Source organism: Sulfitobacter sp. PS-8MA (genome assembly GCF_040933935.1).
In the GTDB taxonomy this organism is placed as follows: domain Bacteria; phylum Pseudomonadota; class Alphaproteobacteria; order Rhodobacterales; family Rhodobacteraceae; genus Sulfitobacter.
The window spans coordinates 681693-705054 of sequence record NZ_JBFQYJ010000006.1 but is presented as its reverse complement, the minus strand read 5'-3'; the positions used below and the strand labels follow the sequence as shown (position 1 = coordinate 705054).

The following is a 23362-nucleotide window of genomic DNA, read 5'->3' as shown; positions in this document are numbered from 1 at the left end:
CGGCTGGCAGCTGCGGGCATTACGCTTTTTGCAGCATTGAACTGGCGATCTTCGTCGATATCGCGCATACTAACACCAAACTATGCGGGGATTGTGCACGGCAATGGATGAAACCGACAGACGGCTGCTGACAGCCTTGCAAAAGAACGCCCATCTGACCGCGCAAGAACTGGGCGAGCAGTTGAACCTCTCGCCCAGCCAGGCCGGGCGACGCCGCCAGCGGTTGGAGGCCGAAGGCTATATCCGCGGCTATCATGCGCGGCTTGATCCGGTGCGCATGGGGCTGAATGTGCAGGGCTTCGTGCAGGTGCATCTGGGCACCCATGGGCCGGAACATTCCGCCAGTTTCGCGCGGCTCATGGCGACCCGTCCCGAGATTGTGAGCGTGTGGACCATGACGGGGGATGCGGACTATCTTCTGAGGGTCTATTGTGACGACCTGCCAAGTCTGAACCGGCTTATTCACGATGTCCTTTTGCCGCATCAGGCTGTGTCTCGGGTGCACAGCCAGATCGTCATGGATCAATTGAAACAAGACGGGCCGCTGCCCATCTGACCCCTCCGAAAGGACCCCAATGGAAGGCTTTCTGTTCCAAGCCTCGGTCTATCTCGCCGCCGCTGTCATCGCCGTCCCCATCGCCGCCCGTCTGGGGCTGGGCTCGGTTCTGGGCTATCTGGCGGCGGGCATTCTGATCGGGCCGGTGCTGGGGCTGGTGGGCTCAGAGACCAAGGACGTTCAGCATTTCGCCGAATTTGGCGTGGTGATGATGCTGTTCCTCATTGGGCTGGAGCTTGAACCCCGCGCGCTGTGGGACATGCGCCACCGTCTGCTGGGGCTGGGCGGGGCGCAGCTTCTGCTGTCCACCGCCGCCCTCATGGGGATCGCCATGGCCTATGACCAGCCGTGGCGCGTGGCGCTGGCGATTGGGCTGACGCTGGCGCTTTCTTCGACCGCGATCGTCCTGCAAACGCTGACCGAAAAGAACCTGATGCGCACCCAGGGCGGGCGGTCGGTGTTCTCGGTCCTGCTGACCCAAGACATCGCGGTGATCCCGATCCTCGCCTTCCTGCCCCTGCTCGCGGCCTCCATCCCGCCCGGCATGCTGCCCGACGGGTCGATTTCGCTCGACCGCGAAAAGGTCGAGTCTGCGCATATCGGCGGCAACGGCGGCAATGTGAATGAAGCCGCCCATGCCGCGCTGGATTTCGTTCAGAACCTGCCGGGCTGGGGGGTCACCCTTGTCACCTTTGGGGCCATCGCGGCGATCATTCTTGTGGGGGTCTATCTCACCCGCCCCGTCTTTCGCTATATCCATCTCGCCAAACTGCGCGAGATGTACACGGCTCTGGCACTGCTGATCGTGGTGGGGATTTCCTCCCTGATGACGCTCGTCGGCCTGTCCCCGGCTCTGGGGGCCTTCCTCGCCGGGGTGGTCCTTGCCAGCAGCGAATTCCGCCATGAGTTGGAGACCGACCTTGAGCCCTTCAAAGGGCTGCTCTTGGGACTGTTTTTCATCACCGTCGGCGCGGGGGTCAATTTCGAACTCTTGTTCGAAAAACCGCTGATCCTTGTCGGCATGGCGCTGCTGGTCATCATCGTGAAAGCCCTGATCCTGCTGGTGCTGGGCCGGCTGTTCCGCCTCAAAGGCCGCGACGGCTGGCTCTTCACGCTGGCCCTGGCACAGGCGGGGGAGTTTGGCTTTGTTCTGGTGAGCTTCTCCATCGCCACCGGGGTCATGCCCGACCCGATTGCAGAGACGCTATTGGTGGTGATCGCCCTGACCATGCTGATCACCCCGCTGCTCTTCATCCTTTATGACGGCATCAGCAAGCGGCTGGACGACGCGGGGCCGATCACCCCGGATGAGATAGACCGCAGCGGCCCGGTGATCATTGCGGGGGTCGGACGGTTTGGCCAGATGGTGAACCGCATGGTGCAGGCCAGCGGGTTTGAGACCGTGGTCCTGGACCACAACCCCGAGACCATCGCCGTGATGCGGCGCTTTGGGTTCAAAGGGTTTCTGGGCGACCCGACCCGGCCCGACATCCTGCGCAAAGCCGGGCTGCAAGAGGCCCGGGTGCTGGTCGTCGCCCTCGACAATCCGCAAGCGGCGGTGGCGCTGATCGCCTATGCCCGCAAGGAAAACCCCGATATTCATATCGTCAGCCGCGCGCGGGACCGGATCGAGGTCTACCGCCACTATCAGGCCGGCGCCAATGACATCACCCGCGAGCTTTTCGACAGTTCCCTGCGGGCCGGGCGCTATGTGCTGGAAAATATGGGGCTTTCTGATTTTGAGGCGAATGAGGCGCAGAAGCTCTTCTACGCCCATGACCGCGCCTCGGTGCGCGAGCTGGCAGCGCTCTGGCGGCCCGATGTGCCACCGTCGCAAAACGCCGCCTATGTGGCGCGGGCTAAGGAATTGCAGAAAGAGCTGGAGACGGCCTTTATCAACCTTGGCGCTGAAAAGGACAAAGAGCGCGCCTGAGATAGGCGCGCGCCGGATTCAAGCGTCGCTGACGCCTGCTTCGCCAAAGGTCGCCATGCCGATGTGGCAGGCCAGTGCGGTCTTGAGCACCGCAATGGCGAGCCCTGCGCCCGAAGCTTCCCCGAGCCGCAGGTCCAAGCGCAACAGGGGCTCTTTGCCCAAGGCGGCCAAGAGACGCCCATGACCATGCTCGGCGCTGCAATGGCCGGCGAGGCAGTGATCGAGCGCGCCCGCCACGCTGCGCGCCAGACAGAGCGCGGCCGCGCAGCAGATGAACCCGTCGAGGATCACCGGAATCCGCAGACTGCGCGCCCGCGCGATGGCCCCCGCCATTGCCGCCAGCTCGCGCCCGCCGAGGCGGCGCAGGGTCTCAAGCCCGTCCCCCGCCTCTGCATGCAGCGCCACCCCCTCGGCCACCACCTGGGTTTTCAGCGCAAGCCCTGCGTCATCGACGCCCGTGCCGCGTCCGGTCCAGTCCTCGGCTGCGCCGCCCAAAAGCGCGCAGGCCAGCGCCGCGGCAGAGGTCGTGTTGGCGATCCCCATTTCCCCCACGACCAAAAGATCCGCCCCGGGGTTCACCGCCGCCCAGCCGGCCTGCAAAGCCGCAAGGAAAGCAGCCTCGTCCATCGCGGCGCTCTGGGTGAAATCCTCGGTCGGCCGGTCCAGCGCCAGCGGCACCACGTCAAGCGAGGCCCCGTTGACCCGCGCGATCTGATTGATCGCCGCCCCGCCCTGTTCGAAATTCGCCACCATCTGGGCGGTTACCGCCGCCGGAAAGGCAGAAACACCGCGCGCCGCCACCCCGTGATTGCCCGCGAAGACGATAATCTGCGGCGCGGTGATCTCGGCCATCTTCCCGCCGCGCCAACCGCGATACCAGCAGGCGAGGGTCTCCAACCGGCCAAGCGCGCCGGGCGGTTTGGTCAATTGGCTGTCGCGCTGCTGCGCGGCGGTCAGCGCATCGCCGTCGATCCGGGGCATCTGCTGCAACAGGGTGCGAAATTCGGCAAGGGTCGTGAAAGGCTGGGTCATGGGGCATCCATTAAGGATTGAACTTTAGCCGTTAGTACCCGTAGCTTGCAGGCGCTGAAAGTGCCGAAAGGGCGAAACATGACCAAAGCCAGATCGGCCTCTTTGACGCAGGTATTCCGGCTGCGGGATCTGCCGGTGGCGCTGGCGCTGCTGACCCGCCTGCCCCTGCCGCAGTTCCATTTCCCGACCGACGCCCACCGCCCCGCCGCGCGCGGGGCTTGGGCCTATCCGCTGGTCGGCATTTTGCTGGCCCTGATCGCGGCGGCTGTGGGCGAGGCGCTCAGCCGCATGGGCGCCACCGCCCTGCTGACGGCAGGTTTCGTGCTGATCACGCTGGTGATGCTGACCGGCGCCATGCATGAAGACGGGCTGGCCGATTGCGCCGATGGTTTCTGGGGCGGCTGGAGCGCGGACAAGCGGCTCAAGATCATGAAAGACAGTGTGATCGGCAGCTATGGGGTGATCGCGCTGGTGCTGTCGCTGCTGCTGCGCTGGTATCTGATCAGCGAGTTGATCACCGACGGCGCCCTGTTCTGGGCGCTGGTGATCGCCGCCAGCGGCTCCCGCGCGGCGATGGTCTGGGTGATGGACAGCCTGCCCGTGGCGCGCCGCGACGGGCTGTCGGACCGCACCGGACGGCCCGGAGACTGGGCCACGGCAGTGGCCGTGCTGATCGCGGTGGTGCTCACGGTGCTCGCGCCAGATGTCTCGGCATGGCGGCTGGTGCTCCTTGGCTTTCTCGCGGCGCTCGTGGTGCGGCAAGTGGCAAAACGCAAGATCGGCGGGCAGACCGGCGATGTGCTGGGCGCGACCCAGCAGGTGGCGGAGATTGCCTTGCTGATGGGTTGCCAGATGATGGCCTATGGCTGGCAGGCGATACCCTGACAAAAAACCGCGCCCCCGGGGAGGGACGCGGCATCTTCTCGACCTGCAAGGCCCTCAGGCTGCGACGCGGCTTTCCAGCACATCGCCAACCTGTTTGGCTGCGGCCAGTTCATCGCCACCGGAGACCGCCGCCACTTCGCGGGTCAGACGCTCAAGCGCCGCTTCATAAAGCTGCCGCTCGGAATAGCTCTGCTCGCGCTGGTCATCGGTGCGGTGCAGGTCGCGCACCACCTCGGCGATGGCAATCAGATCGCCGGAGTTGATCTTTTGCTCATACTCCTGCGCGCGGCGCGACCACATGGCGCGCTTGACCTTGGCTTTGCCCTTCAGGGTTTTCATTGCATGGTTGATCACATCGGGGGTGGAAAGCGCGCGCATGCCGATCTCGGTCGCCTTATGGGTCGGCACCCGCAGCGTCATCTTGTCTTTCTCAAAGGAAATTACGAAGAGTTCCAACGAAATCCCAGCGACTTCCTGCTCCTCGATCGACATGATCTGCCCGACGCCATGCGCGGGGTAGACGACGAATTCATTCGGGCGGAAATCAAGCTTCTTCGATTTGGTCATTTAGTCGCTCCTTGGCGTGCGGGGCAGCCCCGCCGTTAACTCATAAACCTGAACAGCACGCGAAAAACGCATACGAGCGCAGCCTGTCTGGTCTGCAATCGAATGCGTCTCGTTTGAAATTTGAAGTCAACCTCTACAGCGTGGTCGATACATTTCCGGCTCGTCTGTTACAGTTTGGCTAACCATAGCACAAAAACGAGCCTTTCGGAAGCGCCCCTCTGGCAAGAGAGGCGAAACCCCAGGATATACAGGGGTTTAAGGCCGAAACCTCACCCTACCGCCCCGGGATGCCGCGCGAATCAGCCGCCCTCGCCCGGTTTTTCCGAGAAGAGCTCCATCTTGCCCTCTTTGCCGTCCATCTCCTCGGCCTCGGGCAGCGGGTCTTTCTTGGTGATGATCACAGGCCATAGTTCGGAATATTTGCGGTTGAACTCCACCCATTTCTCCATGTCCGGCTCGGTGTCAGGGCGGATCGCATCGGCGGGGCATTCCGGCTCGCAGACGCCACAATCGATACATTCATCCGGGTGAATGACCAACATGTTCTCGCCCTCATAGAAGCAATCCACCGGGCAGACCTCGACACAGTCGGTGTATTTGCAGGCGATGCAGGCGTCATTCACGATATAGGTCATGCGGGAAACTCTGGCTGGGGTGTTCGGAGGACTAGCTAAACCGCAGGGCGAGATCATTCAAGGTGGCGTGTCTTAGAAAGATCAAGCTGCCTGCGGTCGCGCTTGGTCGGGCGCCCCTTTCCTTCATAGGCGGGGTTTTCGGGGGTGATGTTCTTTGGCTTGGGCGTGGGCGGGGACAGATCGGTATAGAGCGTCTGCGCCTCCGATGCCGGGCCGCGCCGCAGGCCGATCGCGTCGATCTGGATGACGCGGATGTGATCGCCCTGGGCAAAGGTCAGCACATCCCCGGGGCCGACACTGCTAGCGCGTTTCTGCGTCGGGGTGCCGTTGATCCGAACCGCACCGCCCGCCACCTGAGCGGCAGCGAGCGAACGGGTTTTAAAGAAGCGGGCGTGCCACAGCCATTTGTCGAGCCGTAGTTTCTCGCCCACCGCCACTTACTTGTCGTCCTTCAGCCCCATCAGCGCGGCGGCGAAGGGGTTGTCGGGGTCGATCTGTTTCTCCTTGCGCGGTGGACGGGCAGTGAAGTTCTGCGCCTTGCCGCCCTTGTCGCCCGCAGGTTTGCGGCCCTTGCCTTTCGCGGGTTTGCCGCGTGGCTTGCCCTGCCCTTGCGGACGGTCCCCGCCCCGACGGTTGCCGGCATTGCCGCGCGGGCTGCGCGCCCATGTGAACGTATAGAAGACCTCGGTTTCCGGCCCGGCAATATCAGCGTCGGGCGCGGTGCCTTGGGGAATCTCCTCGGCCGGCACCTCGGGAATGGCGGCGTCCACCTCGGGATCTTCGGGGGCGACATCGGCAATGGGGGCAATGCCGTCATCTGGCATCTGCGCCACCTCGGCGGGGCGGTCATCGGGATCGGTCTCTGGCGAGGGGGTCTCGACAATGCCACCTGCCGGCTCTTCTGCCGCGACATCCATGATCGGCTTGTCGGCCGCATCATCAGTCACTGCATCCGGGGTCACCTTTTCGGGCGTTTCGGTATCGGCGGCGGGGTCCATCGCATCATGGCTGCCGTCTTTCGGCATCACCACATCGACGGGTTTGACCTTGGTGCGCTCGTTCTTCTCGGCCTTATAGCCCAGCCCTTCCATCAGATCGGCGAATTGCTCCAGCGTCATGCCGGTGATCGACAGCATGTCGGGCTTGGCCTCAAAGCCGCCCCGGGAATCCTCGGCGCGCAGCATGTCGGCCAGACGCTCCAGCATATCGATGCGGATCGCGCGTTTGCCGGCGTTGCGGTAGCCCGACATCGTATCGGCCCCTTCTGGCGCGCCGGGCTCTACCGGGATGGTGACCAGACCGGGAGGCGGAGATTCGGGGAATTCGTTCAGCCCCTTGCTAAGCGACCAGAGCACCAGACGCAGGCGGGTCGGCGCGGGTTTCAGCATCAAGGGCATGAAGATGGTGAATTGACCAAAGCGAATACCGTGTTTGCGCAGCGCGCCACGGGCCTCCTGATCGAGCGATTTCACGTCATTGGCCACCTGCGCCCGGGGCAGAATGCCGAAATTCTCAACCAGTTGGAATGCAAAGCCACGCGCCAGCCCGGTCAGCGTGTCGTCTTTGCCAAGGCCCAGAAGCGGCTCGAACAGGGCCGCGATCTTGCGGTCGATGAAATGCTGCAACCGGCGCTTCACCTTTTCGGCCACCTCGGGCCCGGCGATATCGTCGACGAAGACCTCGACCTGCGGCTTCAGCGCGTCGGCGCCGGCGGTGAGCTTGCCCACGGCCGCGCTGCCCCACATGAGGCCGCCCTGTTCGGTAAAATCAATCTCGGTATCCGGCGCGTTATAGAACCGGTCCGCGCGCAGATGGAACTGCGGCGCCAGGGCCTGCAAAGCGGCGGTCTTGACCGTCTTGTCCTCGGCCGCGCCCGCGCCCTTGTCTACCCGAAAGCGGAACCCGTCCAGCTTGCCTACAAATTCACCTTCAACGGTGACTTCACCGGTCTCGTTTACATCGGCCACCATGGCTTCCTTCTGTCCAAGCCGGCGCAGCAATACGCTTGTGCGCCGATCTACAAATCTTTGCGTCAAACGCTCGTGCAGAGCGTCCGACAAGCGGTCTTCTACGACACGCGTCGTGTCGCGCCAATGGCTTTCGTCCTTTGTCCAGCCTTTGCGCTGAGCAACGTAAGTCCATGTGCGAATAAACGCGAGTCGTTTGGATAACGCATCAATGTCGCCATCGGTTCGATCAATTCGTTTGATTTGCCGCGCCAGCCAATCGTCGGGGATAGTGCCGCGCTGGTGCAGGTCGTTGAAAATGGTCTCTAAAAGCCCGGCATGTTCGGCATGGCTGATGCCGCGAAAATCCGGAATCCGGCAAACATCCCAGAGCAGGCGGACCGAGGCACCATCGCTGGCGCGGGCGAAAACCTCATCGACCTGCGCCAAGGATTTCAACGCCCGCAGATCGTCGGATTCGCGTGCGCGGACCAGACGTTGATTTTCGGGCGGCATCTCAAGCGATTGAATGAGCCGGTCGATGCTGCCGAATTGCAGTGCGTGGTTGCGCCAGTTGATCTTGTTCTGCGGGGTAAAGCTGTGGTCCATGATGGCGCGGGCCACCCCATCGTCCAGCGCGGGCGCATCCCCGGTGGTGCCAAAGGTGCCGGATTTGAACCCGCGCCCGGCGCGGCCCGCGATCTGCGCCAATTCATTCGGCGCCAAGGGCCGCATCCGCCGCCCGTCAAACTTGCTGAGCGCCGAGAAAGCCACGTGATCGACATCGAGGTTCAGCCCCATGCCAATCGCATCGGTGGCGACAAGATAATCGACCTCGCCATTCTGATACATTGCCACCTGCGCGTTGCGGGTGCGTGGCGACAGCGCGCCCATGACCACCGCCGCACCGCCCTTCTGGCGGCGAATGAGCTCGGCAATGGCATAGACATTCTCGACCGAGAAACCGACGATGGCGCTGCGCGGCTTCATCCGGCTGATCTTTTTCTGACCGGAATAGATCAATTCGCTCATCCGGTCGCGGCGCATGAAATCGACCTCAGGCACCAGCGCCGCGATGGTGCCGCGCATGGTGTCGGCCCCCATGAAGAGCGTTTCATGCAACCCCCGCGCGCGCAGCAGACGGTCGGTAAAGACATGGCCGCGCTCGGGATCGGCGCAGAGCTGGATCTCGTCGATGGCCACGAAATCCGCGCCAATCTCCTGCGGCATCGCCTCGACCGTGCAAACCCAATACTGCGTGCGCGGCGGCACGATCCGCTCCTCGCCCGTGACCAGCGCCACCACCGAGGGGCCGCGCGCCTTGACGATGCGGTCATAGACCTCGCGCGCCAAGAGCCGCAGCGGCAGGCCGATCACGCCGGTGCGATGCGCCAGCATCCGCTCGATTGCATAGGTCGTCTTGCCGGTATTTGTCGGGCCGAGTACGGCCACGACGCGCTTGTTGCCTGCCACCTGTCTATCCTTGAATTAAAGCTCGCGCCCGATGCCGTCGCGGCGCAGCGCGTCAAGCGCGGTGCGGGCGTCTTGGTGATGTGGGTTGAGCGCCAGCGCCTTGCGATAAAGCACCGCCGCGCGGCCCAGATCGCCAAACTCCTGCACCATGACGGCAAGGCCGAAGATCGCGTTGTAATTGTCGGGGTTCAGCGCCAGCGTCCGTTCCAGATCATCCAGCGCAGGACCATAGAGATTGGCGCGAAAATAGGCCTGTGCCCGGGTGTGGAACCCTTCGGCAAATTGCGGCGCATGATCGGTGAGCGCGGTGAGATGCTCGATCGCAAGCTGCGTATCCCCGGCCACCAGCGCCTCCCGCCCCCGGGCAAACAGCAGATCCATCGCAGGCGAGCCTGAACGGGCCCAATGTGCCTCAATCTCACGCGTGATGCGCCCCGCCTCAGCCGCTGGCGCGTCCCGCAGCCTGTCGAAAAGCTCCGCCGGGGCCGGTTCGGCCCCCGCAAGACCCGCAAGCCACAGAAAGCCGCCAACTGCCGCAACGGTATGTTTGAGGTTGACGGGTAGGATGCGCATAACAAGAGTGAATGTAACAGGCTGCCGCCGCAATTCCAGATGTGTCGGGGCCAAATGCCAAAAAAGGGCGAGCGATGAGCGATATTGTGAACGAAGCGGTTGTGGTGCTGAACGAAAAGCTGGCCGGAAGTGATTTTGACGGCACGGCGAAATTCGACATCGAAGGCGAAGGCAGCGTGATGATGGACGAAAACGGCGCCCGCGCCGGCGACGAAGAGGCAGATGTGACGCTGAGCGCGGAGGCGGATACCTTTCAGTCGATCCTTGAGGGTGACACCAACCCCACATCCGCCTTCATGAGCGGCAAGCTCAAGATCGACGGCGATATGGGCATGGCGATGAAACTCGCCGCCGTCCTCGGCTGATGCAGCTCGACCCGGCCCCGCTGTTCACCGATATCGCGCCCGGACCGGAGGGCGGCAGGGCCTATTGGGCCGAAACATCGGATGGCAAGCGGATCAGGCTGGGTCATTGGCCGCTTGAGAATGCCCGTGGCACGGTGCTGCTGTTCCCCGGCCGCACCGAGTATATCGAAAAATACGGGCTCTGCGCCGCCGACCTCGCGCAGCGCGGGCTCGGCACCCTGGCGATCGACTGGCGCGGTCAGGGGCTGGCGGACCGGATGCTGCCCGACCGGCGCATCGGCCATGTGGATGCCTTTGGCGATTATCAAAAAGACGTGGCCGCCATGCTGCGCGCGGCGCGCAGCCTGAACCTGCCGCGCCCCTATTTCCTGCTGGCCCATTCCATGGGCGGCTGCATCGGGCTGCGCGCCGTGATGGAAGGGCTGCCGGTGCAGGCCGCCGCTTTCACCGGGCCGATGTGGGGCATCTATGTCGCACCGCAGCTGCGCGCCGTGGCCTGGTCCATGGCGCAGCTGATGCCGCAGATCGGCCAAGGCCACCGCCTGCCCCCCGGCACCCGGATCGAGCCCTACCCGATCATCACCCCCTTTGAGGACAACCTGCTGACCACGGACCAGCAGATGTATGACATGATGCGCGATCAACTGGCGGCGCATCCTGAGTTGAGCCTCGGCGGCCCCAGTTTCGTCTGGCTGCGCGAGGCTTTGGCGGAGACCAAACATCTGGCGGGCCGCGCGGCGCCCAATATGCCTTGCGTCACCTTTCTTGGCAGCAACGAGCGGATCGTGGCCACGCCGCGCGTTCACCAGCGCATGGCCGATTGGAAAGGCGGGCGGCTTGAGATTGTCGAAGGCGGTGAGCATGAGGTGCTGCTGGAAGTGCCGGAACTGCGCAAGCCGATATTCGACGGTCTGAAAAAGCTCTTTCTGGGCAGCGTCATGGCCTAGGCTGTCATTTTCCTGTGCAATCGCCGCGCGCCAGCTAGATTGCTCAGGATGACACGCGAACCCGTCCTCAGCTTCACCGAAAACGGCATCTACTGCGCTGCCGGGGATTTCTATATCGACCCTTGGCGGCCTGTGCCGCGGGCGCTGATCACCCATGGCCACGCCGACCACGCCCGCGACGGCATGGGCCACTACCTCGCCACCGAGGCCGCCCTGCCCGTCATGCGCCACCGGTTGGGAGAGATCACCGCCGAGGGCATCGCCTATGGCGAGCGGCGGCAGATCGGCGGGGCCACGGTGTCCTTCCACCCGGCGGGCCATGTGCCGGGCAGCGCCCAGATCCGGGTTGAGGTCGGTGGCGAGGTCTGGGTCGCCTCGGGCGATTACAAGGTGATCGACGACGGCATGTCGACGCCTTTCGAGCCGGTCAGATGCCATCATTTCATTACCGAGAGCACCTTTGGTCTGCCGGTCTTTCGCTGGGCGCCGCAGGCGGATGTGGCGGCTGACCTCAACGCCTGGTGGGCGCGCTGTGCGGCGGAAGGCAAGACCGCCTTTCTCGGTGCATACTCTCTGGGCAAAGCGCAGCGCCTGCTGTCGATGCTCGACCCAGAAGTCGGCCCGATCCTGACCCATACGGCGGTGGAGAACACCAACGACGTCCTGCGCGGGCAAGGCATCTCCCTGCCCGAGACCACGCTGGTCACGCCAGAACTCGCGCCCAAAGATCACCCCGGCGCCTTGGTGCTGGCCCCGCCCTCTGCGCTCGGCAGCCAATGGGCGCGGCGCTTTGGCGCGCAGGAAAGCGCCTTTGCCTCGGGTTGGATGGCCCTGCGCGGGGTCCGCCGGCGGCGGGCGGGGGACCGGGGCTTTGTCATCTCGGACCATGCCGATTGGGATGGGCTGCTTTGGGCGATCCGAGAAACGGGGGCGGAAAACATATATGTCACGCATGGTTACACCGATATCTTCACGCGATACTTGAACGATCAGGGCTGGAAGGCTCAAGTGGTGCCGACCCAGTTCGAGGGCGACGGGGGCGACAGCGAATGAAGGATTTTGCCGCGCTCTTTAACGCCATCGACCAGACCACCAAGACCACCATCAAGGTCGCTGCGCTGGCCGAGTATTTCACCACAGCCGAGGAGACCGACCGCCTCTGGACCGTGGCGCTCTTCTCGGGCCGTCGCCCGAAACGCGCCGTGACCACCACCCGCCTGCGCGAATGGGCGTCTGAGGCTTCGGGCGTGCCGCTCTGGCTTTTCGAGGACAGCTACGCCATCGTCGGCGATCTGGCCGAGACCATCGCGCTGGTCCTGCCGCCGGTGGAGAGCGACGACAGCGGCACGCTGACCTCATGGATCAACGCCCTGCGCGGGCTGAAAGATGAGGACGACGCGACCCGCAAGGCTTTCGTGCTCTCGGCGTGGCAGCAGCTTGGCGGCACCGAGCGGTTCCTCTTCAACAAGCTCATCACCGGTGGCTTTCGCATCGGCGTCAGCCAGAAACTGATGACCCGCGCCCTGTCGCGCGCCACCGGGCGGCCCGAGCCGGAAATGGCGCATCGGCTGATGGGCAATTGGCATCCTGATGACGTGACATGGCACAGTCTGATCGAAGCCGAAGACGCCAGCGCCGACGCCTCGCGCCCCTACCCTTTCTACCTTGCCTATGCGCTGGAGGACGGGCCGGACGCCTTGGGCGATCCGACCGACTGGCGGGCGGAGTGGAAATGGGACGGCATCCGCGGCCAGCTCATTCTGCGCGACGGCGATTACTTCGTCTGGTCGCGCGGTGAAGAGCTGATGACCGACCGTTTCCCGGAACTGGCCCGCGCCGCCGACCACATGCCCCCCGGCACGGTGCTGGACGGGGAGTTGCTGGTCTGGCAGCCGGGGGCGGATTACCCCTCGTCCTTCAACGCACTACAGGCCCGTATCGGGCGCAAGACGGTGCCCAAGAAGCTGCTCACCGAAGCGCCGGTGGTGCTGCATGCCTATGACCTGCTCGAATGGCAGGGCGACGACATCCGCGACCGTCCCTTCGCTGAGCGCCGCGCCCTGCTGGAGGAGGCCAGCGCCGACCTGCCCGAAGACGCGCCGATCCGCCTGTCCCCGCAGCACCAGTTCACCGATTGGGCCGAACTGGCCTCCTTACGCGAAACCGCCCGCGAGGCGCAGGCCGAAGGCTTGATGCTGAAACGCGCCGACAGCCCCTATCTTGCGGGCCGCAAGAAGGGGGACTGGTGGAAATGGAAGCTCGACCCGCTGACCATCGACGCGGTGATGATCTATGCGCAATCGGGCTCGGGCCGGCGCGCCAACCTGTTTACCGATTTCACCTTCGCGGTCTGGAACGGCAATGATCTCGTGCCCTTTACCAAAGCCTATTCCGGCCTGACGGACGCCGAGTTCCGCCAGATCACCGCTTGGGTGCGCAAGAACACGCTGCAACGTTTTGGCCCCGTGCGCCAAGTCACCCCGCACCATGTCTTCGAGATCGCCTTTGAGGGTATCCAGCCCAGCCCGCGCCATAAATCCGGCGTCGCGCTGCGGTTTCCGCGCATGCTGCGCTGGCGCAAGGACAAGCCATTGCAAGAGGCAAACACGCTTGATGACCTGAAAGAAATGCTGCGCATCTACGGGTAGCTTGTCCCGGCGCGTCCGGGCGCATAGATGTGACAAAACGCAAAAGAGGTACTCCGATGTTTCAGCTTCCCTTCCCGCTTCGCGACGCCAATGCCACCGCCGGGGGCAAAGACCTTGGCAATCTGCCGGAATGGGATCTGAGCGACCTTTATACCGCTGAAGACGCGCCGGAACTGAAGCGCGATCTGGACTGGCTGGAGGAAGCCTGCGCCCGCTTTGCCGCCGATTACGAAGGCAATCTGGCCACGCTGGATGCCAAGGGGCTGCTCGACTGCGTGCTGCGCAACGAAAAGATCAACCAGGTCGCCGGGCGCATCATGTCCTTTGCGGGGCTGCGCTATTACCAGCAGACGACGGACGCGGGCCGGGCCAAGTTCATGTCCGACTGCCAGGAAAAGATCACCGATTACACCACGCCGCTGGTCTTCTTCACGCTGGAACTGAACAAGCTGCCGGACGATCACCTCGCCAAACTGCTGGACGAGAACCCGGACCTCGCGCGCTACAAGCCCGTCTTCGACCGCATTCGCGCCATGAAGCCCTATCAGCTTTCGGATGAGATGGAGAAGTTCCTGCACGACCTCGGCGTCGTCGGCGACGCCTGGGAGCGGATGTTCGACGAGACCATTGCCGGGCTGGAGTTCGAGGTCGAGGGCGAGACGCTCAACATCGAGGGCACGCTGAACCTGCTGACCGATCCCGACCGCGCCAAACGCGAAGCGGGCGCGCGGGAATTGGCCAATGTGCTGGGCGCGAACACCCGCACCTTTGCCCGCGTCCATAACACTCAGGTGAAAGAGAAAGAGGTCATCGACCGCTGGCGCGGCATGGAGACCCCGCAGACCGGACGCCACCTCAGCAACCATGTGGAACCCGAGGTCGTCGAAGCCCTGCGCAACGCCGTGGTCGAAGCCTATCCGAAACTGAGCCACCGTTACTATGAGCTGAAACGCAAATGGCTCGGCCTCGACGTCATGCAGGTCTGGGACCGCAACGCGCCGCTGCCGATGGAAGACCCCAAGGTGGTCGACTGGGCGCAGGCCGAAGAGACGGTGATGGAGGCCTATACCGCCTTTGATCCGCGCATGGGCGACTTGGCGAAACCCTTCTTCACCAAGGGCTGGATCGACGCCGGCGTGAAACCGGGCAAGGCGCCGGGCGCTTTCGCCCATCCCACCGTCACCAATGTGCACCCCTACGTGATGCTGAACTACCTCGGCAAACCGCGCGACGTGATGACGCTGGCGCATGAGCTGGGCCATGGCGTGCACCAAGTGCTGGCCGCCGATCAGGGCGAGATGCTGTCGTCGACCCCGCTGACGCTGGCCGAAACGGCGAGCGTCTTTGGCGAGATGCTGACCTTCCGCAAGATGCTCGACAAGGCGCAGACCCAGGCCGAGCGCAAGGTGCTGCTGGCGGGCAAGGTCGAGGACATGATCAACACGGTCGTGCGCCAGATCGCCTTTTACGACTTCGAGTGCAAATTGCACGAGGCGCGCCGTGGGGGCGAGTTGACCCCGGACGACATCAACGCGCTGTGGATGTCGGTGCAGGCCGAAAGCCTCGGGCCAGCCTTTGAATATATGGAAGGCTATGAGACCTTCTGGGCCTATATTCCGCATTTCGTCCACTCGCCCTTCTACGTCTATGCCTATGCCTTTGGCGACGGGCTGGTGAACGCGCTCTACGCGGTCTATGCCGAGGGCGAGGAAGGCTTCGAGGACAAATATTTCGAGATGCTGAAAGCCGGCGGATCGAAGCACCACAAGGAACTCCTCGCGCCCTTTGGGCTGGACGCCTCTGACCCGGTCTTCTGGGACAAGGGGCTGAGCATGATTTCCGGTATGATTGACGAGCTAGAAGCGATGGAATAACGGTTGACGGACATCCTTTGCTCTAGCCATCCGGGGATTTGCGCGCAATGTCGGTTCTAAAACGCAACAATGTGAACCTCGTTGGCCAAGGGCAAAAGACGATCGTTTTCGTACATGGCTTTGGCTGTGACCAGACCATGTGGCGCTTTGTGGCGCCGGCCTTGGAAGAGCACTACCGCGTGGTGCTCTATGATCTGACCGGCGCCGGGCAATCCGACCTCTCGGCCTATGACTTCAACCGCTACAGCGATCTGTCGGCCCATGCGGCGGACCTCGTTGAAATCTGCGATGCGCTGGAGCTGGAGGAGCCGATCGTGATCGGCCATTCGGTCGGCGCGATCATCGCGGGCCTCGCGGCGGCGGACCATCCGGGACGTTTTGCGCAGGTGGTGATGGTCTCCCCCTCGCCCTGCTTTGTGAACGACGGTGAGTATATCGGCGGTTTCGACAGGGCCGATCTGCTCGCAGTGATCGACTTCATGCAGGAAAACTACCTTGGCTGGGCCGAACAAATGGCCCCTGCCATCGCAGGCCAAGAGCCCGAGGGCGAAAGCGCGCGGCTGCTGACCAAGAGCTTTTGCCGCACCAACCCCGATATCGCGCGGCATTTCGGCCGGGTGACCTTCTTGTCGGATCGCCGGGCCGATATGACGCGTATCACGACCCCGACCCTGATCCTGCAATGCGACGACGATGCCATCGCCCCCGTGGCGGTGGGCGACTGGATGTATGGCAACATGACCGGTGCGAGCCTGCGGGTCATCGAAGCGATGGGCCATTGCCCGCATATGACCGAGCCCAAGAAGGTGATCCGCGAGATCAACCGCTATCTGAGCGAAAGCGGCTGAGCCTTGGCGACCTCCCCTCGCCTCGCCCCTGAGGACGCGCAGCTTTTGATCGACCAAGCCGACTGCGGCTTTGTCGTGACCGATCACAACGCCAAGATCACCTATTGCAACAGCCGGTTCGCGGGCTGGAGCGGCCGCCAGCCGGACGCGCTTGTCGGCCAGCGCCTGTCGCATCTGCTCGACGTGCCGGGGCGGGTGTTCTTCGAAACCCATATCATGCCGATGATACTGCTGCAGGGGTTTGCCCGCGAAATCCTATGCCGTCTCTCCCCTAAATCGGGCGAAGGTTTCCCGATCCTGCTCAACGCCAGCCGCCATCCGGCGGATGAAGGCCCCGAAGCCCGCATCGTGTTCAACATCTTCGACGCGACCGAGCGGGCCATGTACGAGAGCGACCTGCGCCGTGCCCGCGATGATGCCGAAGAACTGGCCGCCGTGATCCGCTCCGCGCAGATCGCGATCTTTCGCATCGATAGCGAAGGGCGGGTGAAAAATTTCAACCAACGCGCGGCGACGATGTTCGGCTTTGACCCTGCCCGGGGCACCGGCCGCCGGGTGAGCGAATTGGTGCCCCTGCCAAATGACCCCGATTGGTTTGAGCGCATCAGACCGCAGGCGTTGCAGGGCGAAGCGCCAGAGTTTTTCGGGGCGGAAACCTCTGCGGGCATTCACCTGTCGATCTCTCTCACCCCGATTGCCGAACCCGGCGGGCATAGGGCTGACCCCGATTTCTCGCTGCTGATGCGCGATGTGACAGAACGGGTGCGGACCGAGCGGCAGTTGCAGATCACCCTGCAAGAGCTGAACCACCGCGTCAAAAACAACCTCGCCGTCGTCACCGGCATCGCCCGCCAGACCTTCCGCTCCGAAGCCTCAGCCGAGGAATCGGCGCGTTTCATGGCGCGTCTGCAATCCATGGCAAAGGCGCATGACCTGCTGGTGTCGAACAATTGGCGCAGCACCAGCATGCGCGACATGGCCCGGCTCACCGCCGAGGAATCAGGCGTGGCGGCCCAGTTCGACCTTGAGGGGCCAGAGGTTGTTTTTGCCCCGCAAAGCGTGGCGATGCTTGCGCTGGCGCTTTTTGAGTTGATGACAAATGCGATGAAATACGGCGCGCTGAGCAGCAGCGAGGGGCGCGTGGCGCTGCATTGGCGCCTGGACGGCGAAGGCGAGCACCAGCGTTTCCGCCTGACCTGGCGGGAGACGGGCGGCCCGCCTCTGGGGGATGAGACGCGGGAAGTCGGCTTTGGCTCAAGACTGGTCAAACGCCTCGTCGCCGCTGAACTCGGGGGTAGCGCGCAGTTGGACTTTGCCCCAAGCGGTCTGATCTACACCCTCGAAGCGCCCTACAAAGGTGCTGCGGATGCGAAAACCCCGCAGCACCTGCCGTAAAGCGCGCCGCAGCCCACGCGCCTGTCCTTACTTCAACTGACTGTCCTTCGAGCCGCGCCGGTTGATGCCCCCGCGCATCTGTTGCTGCCCATCACGTTCGCGCACACAGTCGATGCAGAGTTTGACCCCGGGCAAGGCAAGGCGCCGCGCTTCGGGGATCGGTTCTTCACATTCGGCACATTCACGCAGGCTTTCGCCCACCGGCGCGCGGCGGGCCTTCAGCCGCGCAAGTTCGTCCGAGATCGACGCTTCGATCTGCTCACTGACCGCCCCATCGCGGGACCAACCACCAGCCATAGTCTCACTCCAGCACAAGAAATCACCCCGCGCAGGCGGTTCAATCTGCAATCTGCGCGGCCTGTTAGGCATAAGATGGGCCTGCGCCGCAGCTTAATCAAGCCGCCCCGCCAAGGGGGGCCTTTGCCCGCGCCACTGGTCACCCCCCCCAAAAAAAGCCGCATCTCGAAAGATGCGGCAGTCTGGGCATTTGGTCTTAAAGCAAAGGCAGTATTTTAAGCGACTTTCAGTGCACCCTCCCGTTCTTGTTGGTCAAACCGTATCGACAGGGCAATCGCCGTCTGGATCAACCGCTTGCGCAGGTCCTGGGGCTGCCCTGCACGGCGGAGGGGAACGCTGGTCAGCAGATAAGCGGTCCGCGGCGGGCTCGACGGATGATGGGCATAGGCCACGGCGACACAGGCTTCGATCCGGCCAAAATCGCGGCAGTAGCGCACTTTGGTGATATTGGCGCGCAGCACCTCATAGCTCACCGGGCGGCTTCGCGCATCGAGCGCGATATCGACCGGGTCATACAAGCGCCGTTTTCGGATCAACTCACCAGGCGTGAGGGGCGTGTAGCTATGGATAACGTCTGAGCGCATGTACATGATCGAACCTCGTCTTTATGTGGTTTTTCGCTTATTTCTCTCCCTTTGGGCAGATGATCCGGCCTGATGCCCTCTCGCCTCCCAACCTGTATACATGTTGTGCTGTCGAATTGTGGCGAGAATGGGGCGACAACTTGCCGGGATTGGGGCGGTAGAGCTTTCCGCTGCATGACCTAACGTCAACTTGCAAAAGCCGGTGGCCTAGGCCGTTTCGCGCGCCCGCAGCCAGCCTTCCTGGGCCCGGTTCTCAATCGCTTCCGAAAAATGCTCGCGTACAAACGGGATCGCTTCAGACGCGGGCCTGCCACATGTCATCAGCAGCCATGCCGCGATCAACCCGCTGCGTCCCGCGCCATATTGACAGCAAAGGGCGATGGTCTCCCCCCGCGCAAATGCGGCAAGGCAACGGTCCTCATGATCCGGCCACCGCGCCATAAACCCTTCGTCTGGCACCGAAAAATCTCGGATCGGGGCAAACCACAGCGCCAGGTCCTGCCGCTTCGCGGCGCGGCGAAGCAGATCAAACGCCCCCTCGGGTAGCTCCTCCTCTTCGGTTAAAACCAAAAGCTGCCGCGCCCCCACATGCGCCAGGCCAGCCAAGGTCTCATCCATCTGCACGGGGTCAAGATAGGCAGAGCCTTCCATATCTGTCGCCAGCCCCGGGAAGCCTGCCATTGCGATCTGCCCTCCCCGGGGCGTCGCGAAAACTGCCCGGATAGAGGTCGCTTCAGCATCGAAGATCGAAGATTGTTCTGCGCACATGGGTAAATTCCTAAAATAATGTGTTGTCCCGCCTGCCTACATGTATACATGTACCGACTTCAAGACGGCATTGCCGCTTGGGAAAAGGAGGTCACGTGATGCTCAAGGGCGGTCAATCCAGCCAGCATATTGCCGAGGCGCTGCGCGCAGACATCTGTCTGGCGCGCTCCAGCGATGATCAGATGTTGCATGAGGGGGCATTGGCGCAGCGCTTTGGCGTCTCGCGCACGCCAGTGCGTCAGGCTTTGCAGCGGCTGTCATATGAGCGCATGATCACGGTCAAATCCGGCGTCGGCTCGGTCATATCGCCGCTCGAAGACCGTCAGCGTGAGGAGGATCTGCGCGCCGCCGAGGCCGTGATCAGAGCCGTGGCCGCCTGCGCACCGCAGACACGCGGCTCGGCGGCACAGGTGATGGATTTTGCCGCGATGCTGGGGATGCTCGCGATCAATGATCTGGGGCGGGCAGAGGATTTCTTTGAACTGCGCGCCCGGCTGCTGGCTTCGCTGTCCGCCTTGATCGAAAACCCGATTTTGAAAGATGCCTTTCACGCGGCCTATTGGCGGCTGATCCGTTGGCGGATTCAGGATTTGCAGACAGATCCCGCAGCCCAGGCCGCCTTGCTGGACAGGCTGGTCAAAAGCATCGTCGAGATCCTGCAACATGTGTCGATTGCCGCGACCTTTGAAAAGGTCGCGGATCTGGAGGGGCAGCCGCACGCCTGATGTGGGGCAAAGAAAAACGCCCCCTGCCTTGGTTTGGCAGGAGGCGTAACACATTAATCAGCGGGCACCATGCCCTTTTCTTTCGCCAGTTCCCGCATGCGCTTTTGCAGTTTCTCAAAGGCGCGCACTTCGATCTGACGGATGCGCTCGCGGCTCACGTCATACTGGGTCGATAGATCCTCCAACGTGACCGTCTCATCCGACAGCCGGCGCTGTGTGAGGATATCTTTCTCGCGGTCGTTGAGAACCTCAAGCGCCTCCGCCAGCATTTCCCGGCGGGCCTGAAGCTCATCGCGTTCCGCGTAATCCCCGGCCTGATCGGCATCCTCGTCTTCGAGCCAATCCTGCCACTGCATCGTGCCTTCGCCTTCGGAGCCGACCGTCGCGTTCAACGAGGCATCCCCGCCTGACATGCGCCGGTTCATCGACACGACCTCATCCTCGGTCACGCCAAGCTGCGTCGCGATTTCGGTCACATTCTCCGGCCGCAGGTCGCCTTCTTCCAGGGCACCGATCTTGTTCTTGGCCTTGCGCAGGTTAAAGAACAGTTTCTTCTGGCCAGAGGTCGTCCCCAGTTTCACCAGGGACCAGGAGCGCAGGATATATTCCTGAATCGAGGCGCGGATCCACCACATCGCATAGGTGGCAAGGCGGAAGCCTTTCTCAGGGTCAAAGCGTTTCACCGCTTGCATCAGACCCACATTCGCCTCCGAGATCACCTCGGCTTGCGGCAAGCCGTAGCCGCGATAGCCCATCGCGATCTTTGCCGCCAAGCGCAGATGCGAGGTGACCATCTTATGCGCCGCCTCGGTGTCCTGTTCTTCGACCCAGCGTTTGGCCAGCATATATTCTTCCTCAGGTTCCAGCAGCGGGAACTTGCGGATTTCTTGCATATAACGGGTTAACCCGCCTTCGGGTGTTGGTGCGGGCAGATTTGCATAATTCGCCATGTCATGTCCCTTTCCCAGTTCATTTCCGGGCCTATGTTATTACAGTTAACATGCAATATGGGCGGCCCGCTCTGTGCTTTCAAGGCGGAAGCATCTGCGCTTCTGTTCACCGTTGCACAACGTCTGTGAACAAAACGTAACCAGCGCGGGGCGGGTTCCGCCGTGCTGCCCGCTCAGCCGGTGGCCGGCGAAGCGTTGCGCAGCAGGTCCAGCAGATCGGCCATATCGGGGGGCAAAGGGGCCTCAAACCGCAGGTTTTCCCCGGAAACAGGGTGTTCAAACCCCAGAACCGCCGCATGGAGCGCTTGCCGGGGGAAGGCGCGGATCGCCTCGGCCGTGGTCTCGTGCAAGGCGGATTTCGCCAGCTTGCGCCGCCCGCCATAGGTCGCATCCCCCACAAGCCCGTGACCGGCATGGGACATATGCACGCGAATTTGATGGGTGCGCCCGGTCTCAAGCCAGCATTCCATCAGCGCCAGAACCGGCGGCGTGCCAAAGCGTTCCACCGTGCGGGCGCGGGTGACGGCATGGCGGCCGCCTTGGAACAGCACCGCCTGGCGTTGACGGTCGGTTTTATGGCGCGCCAGCTGGGTGGTCATGCGCAGGATATTCCCCGCCTCGAAAGACGCGCCCTTGACCCCGCGCAGGCGCGGATCATTGGCATCCGGCACACCGTAAACCAAGGCCTGATAATAGCGCTCGACACTGTGTTTCTCAAACTGCGCCGCCAGCCCGTGATGCGCCGCGTCGGATTTGGCGACGACCAGGAGCCCCGTGGTGTCCTTATCAATCCGGTGCACAATGCCGGGTCGCTTCATGCCGCCCACGCCAGACAGATCCGCGCCGCAATGGGCCAGCAATGCGTTCACCAGCGTGCCGGAGGGTGATCCCGGGGCCGGGTGCACCACCATGCCCGCGGGTTTGTCGATCACGATCAAGTCAGCATCTTCAAACACCACCGACAGCGGGATGTCCTCGGGCAGAATATGGCTCTCGGCCGCCTCTTCGACCGCAATCTGCACCACCTGCCCTTCGGCGACCTTGGCACGCGGGTCTTGCACCACCGCGCCATCCACCGTCACCGCGCCCTGCTCGATCAACCGGCCCAAACGGGTGCGCGACAGGTTCGCTTCCTCTGGCACATCGCGCGCCAGCGCCTTATCAAGACGGGCGGGCGGGCTATCGCCCAGAATGAAATCGATGCGGCGGTGTGACATGGATACGGACAACCCTGATGAACCGGCAAACCTGCGGTTTCTGCGGCGGATGGTGACGGTCTTGACCGTCGTGATGATTGGCGGGGTTCTAGTGCTGATCTTCGTGCTTGTCACCCGTCTGAGCGATCAAGGCCCGAGCCTGCCGCGCAGCATCACCCTGCCCGATGGCAGCAGCGCCCAAGCGTTTACGCAAGGGCGCGGCTGGTATGCGGTGGTGACGGATGCGGACGAAATCCTAATCTTTGACCAGTTGACCGGCGCATTGCGCCAGACGATTGCGATCGAATGATCAGCCGCGGATCGTCTTGGCAAAGGTCGAATAGATCGGCTCGTTCGAACAGATGATCTCGCCATGTTGCAGGATGTGGCGCTCGGGGCGGATCGCCTCGACCAGCCCCCCGGCCTCTTTGACGATCAACATGCCCGCGGCCACGTCCCAAGGCTTCAGGCGGCGCTCCCAGAAGCCGTCGTAACGGCCCGAGGCCACATAGGCGAGGTCAAGCGATGCCACGCCCCAACGGCGCACCCCGGCGCAGACCGGCAGCAGGCGGCCCAAATCTTTCAGCGTCTCGGGCAGATCGGCACGGCCCCCGAACGGCAGGCCGGTGGCAAAAATCGATTCGATCATACGGTGCCGGCCCGACACCCGCAGGCGGCCTTCGTTCATCCAGGCGCCGGTGCCCTTTTCGGCAAAGAACATCTCGTCCTTGGCCGGGTCAAAGACCACACCGGCGACGATCTCGCCCTTATGCTCCAGCGCGATGGAGACCGCCCAATGCGGCAGACCGTGGAGGAAATTCGTGGTGCCATCGAGCGGGTCGACGATCCAGCGGCGGGTCGGGTCTTGGCCCTCTTCCTCGCCGCCCTCTTCGGCCAGCCAGCCATAGGTCGGACGCGCGCCCATCAACTCTTCCTTGAGGATCTTCTCGGCGCCGATGTCGGCCTTGGTCACGAAATCGCCCGCGCCTTTGACCGAGACCTGAAGGTTCTCGACCTCGCGGAAATCCTTGACCAATGCCCGCCCCGCTTTGCGTGCTGCCTTGATCATGATGTTGAGATTCGCACTGCCGACCATTGTTCGCGCCCTTTGATGGATAAGGCGGGACGTATAGGGCGCAAGCGCGCGATTGCCAAGGGGGCAGCG

Annotated in this window: 24 protein-coding genes; 12 read left to right on the top strand and 12 right to left on the bottom strand. The window is 63.1% G+C overall.

Annotation, left to right across the window (positions count from 1 at the left end):
- The first annotated feature begins 103 nt into the window (after window positions 1–103).
- The gene (locus AB4M76_RS07375) at window positions 104–556 is read left to right on the top strand and encodes an Lrp/AsnC family transcriptional regulator (protein ID WP_368441147.1); all 453 of its coding nucleotides are present in this window, start codon (window positions 104–106) and stop codon (window positions 554–556) included.
- Between the two features lie 19 nt (window positions 557–575).
- On the top strand, window positions 576–2489 hold the full coding sequence (locus AB4M76_RS07370; protein WP_368441146.1) for a cation:proton antiporter: 1914 nt from the start codon (window positions 576–578) through the stop codon (window positions 2487–2489).
- 18 nt (window positions 2490–2507) lie between these two features.
- Here the strand turns inward: AB4M76_RS07370 and cobT are convergent, their stop codons facing one another.
- Window positions 2508–3521 carry a nicotinate-nucleotide--dimethylbenzimidazole phosphoribosyltransferase gene (gene cobT, locus AB4M76_RS07365; protein ID WP_368441144.1) on the bottom strand — a complete coding sequence of 338 codons (1014 nt, stop codon included), beginning with the start codon at window positions 3519–3521 and terminating at the stop codon, window positions 2508–2510.
- 78 nt (window positions 3522–3599) lie between these two features.
- On the opposite strand from cobT, the gene cobS reads away from it, so the two are divergent.
- Window positions 3600–4406 carry an adenosylcobinamide-GDP ribazoletransferase gene (cobS, locus tag AB4M76_RS07360; RefSeq protein ID WP_368441142.1) on the top strand — a complete coding sequence of 269 codons (807 nt, stop codon included), beginning with the start codon at window positions 3600–3602 and terminating at the stop codon, window positions 4404–4406.
- Between the two features lie 54 nt (window positions 4407–4460).
- Here the strand turns inward: cobS and AB4M76_RS07355 are convergent, their stop codons facing one another.
- The 5 genes from AB4M76_RS07355 to AB4M76_RS07335 form a co-directional block, all read right to left on the bottom strand.
- A complete protein-coding gene (locus AB4M76_RS07355; protein WP_174858863.1) occupies window positions 4461–4973 on the bottom strand; it encodes a CarD family transcriptional regulator in 513 nt (170 codons plus the stop codon).
- Window positions 4974–5272: 299 nt separating this feature from the next.
- Window positions 5273–5608 (bottom strand): ferredoxin FdxA, encoded by a 336-nt coding sequence (gene fdxA, locus AB4M76_RS07350; RefSeq protein WP_067262482.1) that lies wholly within the window; start codon window positions 5606–5608, stop codon window positions 5273–5275.
- Between the two features lie 53 nt (window positions 5609–5661).
- Window positions 5662–6039, bottom strand: coding sequence for an RNA-binding S4 domain-containing protein (locus AB4M76_RS07345; RefSeq protein ID WP_368442398.1), 378 nt, complete (start codon window positions 6037–6039; stop codon window positions 5662–5664).
- Window positions 6040–6045: 6 nt separating this feature from the next.
- A complete protein-coding gene (locus AB4M76_RS07340; RefSeq protein ID WP_368441140.1) occupies window positions 6046–9027 on the bottom strand; it encodes a helicase-related protein in 2982 nt (993 codons plus the stop codon).
- Window positions 9028–9042: 15 nt separating this feature from the next.
- Entirely contained in the window at window positions 9043–9600 is a 558-nt protein-coding gene (locus AB4M76_RS07335; protein ID WP_368441139.1) for a hypothetical protein, read from the bottom strand.
- A gap of 74 nt (window positions 9601–9674) precedes the next feature.
- Here AB4M76_RS07335 and AB4M76_RS07330 point away from each other — a divergent pair, with 74 nt between their 5' ends.
- Genes AB4M76_RS07330 through AB4M76_RS07300 form a run of 7 tightly spaced genes read left to right on the top strand, consistent with a single transcriptional unit; the run spans window position 9675 to window position 17677 of the window.
- Window positions 9675–9965 carry an SCP2 sterol-binding domain-containing protein gene (locus AB4M76_RS07330; protein ID WP_368441137.1) on the top strand — a complete coding sequence of 97 codons (291 nt, stop codon included), beginning with the start codon at window positions 9675–9677 and terminating at the stop codon, window positions 9963–9965.
- Window positions 9965–10912 carry an alpha/beta fold hydrolase gene (locus AB4M76_RS07325; protein ID WP_368441136.1) on the top strand — a complete coding sequence of 316 codons (948 nt, stop codon included), beginning with the start codon at window positions 9965–9967 and terminating at the stop codon, window positions 10910–10912. Before AB4M76_RS07330 ends, AB4M76_RS07325 begins: the two co-directional genes overlap by 1 nt.
- A gap of 48 nt (window positions 10913–10960) precedes the next feature.
- The gene (locus tag AB4M76_RS07320; protein WP_368441135.1) at window positions 10961–11965 is read left to right on the top strand and encodes a ligase-associated DNA damage response exonuclease; all 1005 of its coding nucleotides are present in this window, start codon (window positions 10961–10963) and stop codon (window positions 11963–11965) included.
- Window positions 11962–13560 (top strand): ATP-dependent DNA ligase, encoded by a 1599-nt coding sequence (locus tag AB4M76_RS07315; protein WP_368441133.1) that lies wholly within the window; start codon window positions 11962–11964, stop codon window positions 13558–13560. Before AB4M76_RS07320 ends, AB4M76_RS07315 begins: the two co-directional genes overlap by 4 nt.
- Window positions 13561–13616: 56 nt before the next feature.
- Window positions 13617–15434, top strand: a complete 1818-nt coding sequence (locus AB4M76_RS07310) for a M3 family oligoendopeptidase (RefSeq protein ID WP_368441132.1) — start codon at window positions 13617–13619, stop codon at window positions 15432–15434.
- Between the two features lie 47 nt (window positions 15435–15481).
- Window positions 15482–16282 carry an alpha/beta fold hydrolase gene (locus AB4M76_RS07305; RefSeq protein ID WP_368441131.1) on the top strand — a complete coding sequence of 267 codons (801 nt, stop codon included), beginning with the start codon at window positions 15482–15484 and terminating at the stop codon, window positions 16280–16282.
- Window positions 16283–16285: 3 nt separating this feature from the next.
- Window positions 16286–17677, top strand: a complete 1392-nt coding sequence (locus tag AB4M76_RS07300) for a PAS domain-containing protein (RefSeq protein ID WP_368441130.1) — start codon at window positions 16286–16288, stop codon at window positions 17675–17677.
- A gap of 27 nt (window positions 17678–17704) precedes the next feature.
- Here AB4M76_RS07300 and AB4M76_RS07295 read toward each other — a convergent pair whose 3' ends face one another.
- The 3 genes from AB4M76_RS07295 to AB4M76_RS07285 form a co-directional block, all read right to left on the bottom strand.
- Window positions 17705–17974, bottom strand: coding sequence for a DksA/TraR family C4-type zinc finger protein (locus AB4M76_RS07295; RefSeq protein WP_368441129.1), 270 nt, complete (start codon window positions 17972–17974; stop codon window positions 17705–17707).
- Window positions 17975–18189: 215 nt separating this feature from the next.
- Window positions 18190–18564, bottom strand: coding sequence for a hypothetical protein (locus tag AB4M76_RS07290; RefSeq protein ID WP_368441128.1), 375 nt, complete (start codon window positions 18562–18564; stop codon window positions 18190–18192).
- Window positions 18565–18765: 201 nt separating this feature from the next.
- Entirely contained in the window at window positions 18766–19239 is a 474-nt protein-coding gene (locus tag AB4M76_RS07285; protein ID WP_368441127.1) for a hypothetical protein, read from the bottom strand.
- Between the two features lie 185 nt (window positions 19240–19424).
- Between AB4M76_RS07285 and AB4M76_RS07280 the strand changes: the two genes are divergently transcribed.
- A complete protein-coding gene (locus AB4M76_RS07280) occupies window positions 19425–20051 on the top strand; it encodes a GntR family transcriptional regulator (RefSeq protein WP_368441126.1) in 627 nt (208 codons plus the stop codon).
- Between the two features lie 53 nt (window positions 20052–20104).
- Here the strand turns inward: AB4M76_RS07280 and rpoH are convergent, their stop codons facing one another.
- Both rpoH and AB4M76_RS07270 read right to left on the bottom strand, forming a co-directional pair.
- Complete coding sequence (gene rpoH / locus AB4M76_RS07275; protein WP_368441125.1) at window positions 20105–21001, bottom strand: RNA polymerase sigma factor RpoH; 897 nt, start codon at window positions 20999–21001, stop codon at window positions 20105–20107.
- 173 nt (window positions 21002–21174) lie between these two features.
- Entirely contained in the window at window positions 21175–22218 is a 1044-nt protein-coding gene (locus tag AB4M76_RS07270; protein ID WP_368441124.1) for an RluA family pseudouridine synthase, read from the bottom strand.
- On the opposite strand from AB4M76_RS07270, the gene AB4M76_RS07265 reads away from it, so the two are divergent.
- Window positions 22217–22507 carry a DUF6476 family protein gene (locus AB4M76_RS07265; protein ID WP_368441123.1) on the top strand — a complete coding sequence of 97 codons (291 nt, stop codon included), beginning with the start codon at window positions 22217–22219 and terminating at the stop codon, window positions 22505–22507. The genes AB4M76_RS07270 and AB4M76_RS07265 overlap by 2 nt on opposite strands.
- Here AB4M76_RS07265 and AB4M76_RS07260 read toward each other — a convergent pair whose 3' ends face one another.
- The gene (locus AB4M76_RS07260) at window positions 22508–23293 is read right to left on the bottom strand and encodes an inositol monophosphatase family protein (RefSeq protein ID WP_368441122.1); all 786 of its coding nucleotides are present in this window, start codon (window positions 23291–23293) and stop codon (window positions 22508–22510) included.
- Between the last annotated feature and the right edge of the window lie 69 nt (window positions 23294–23362).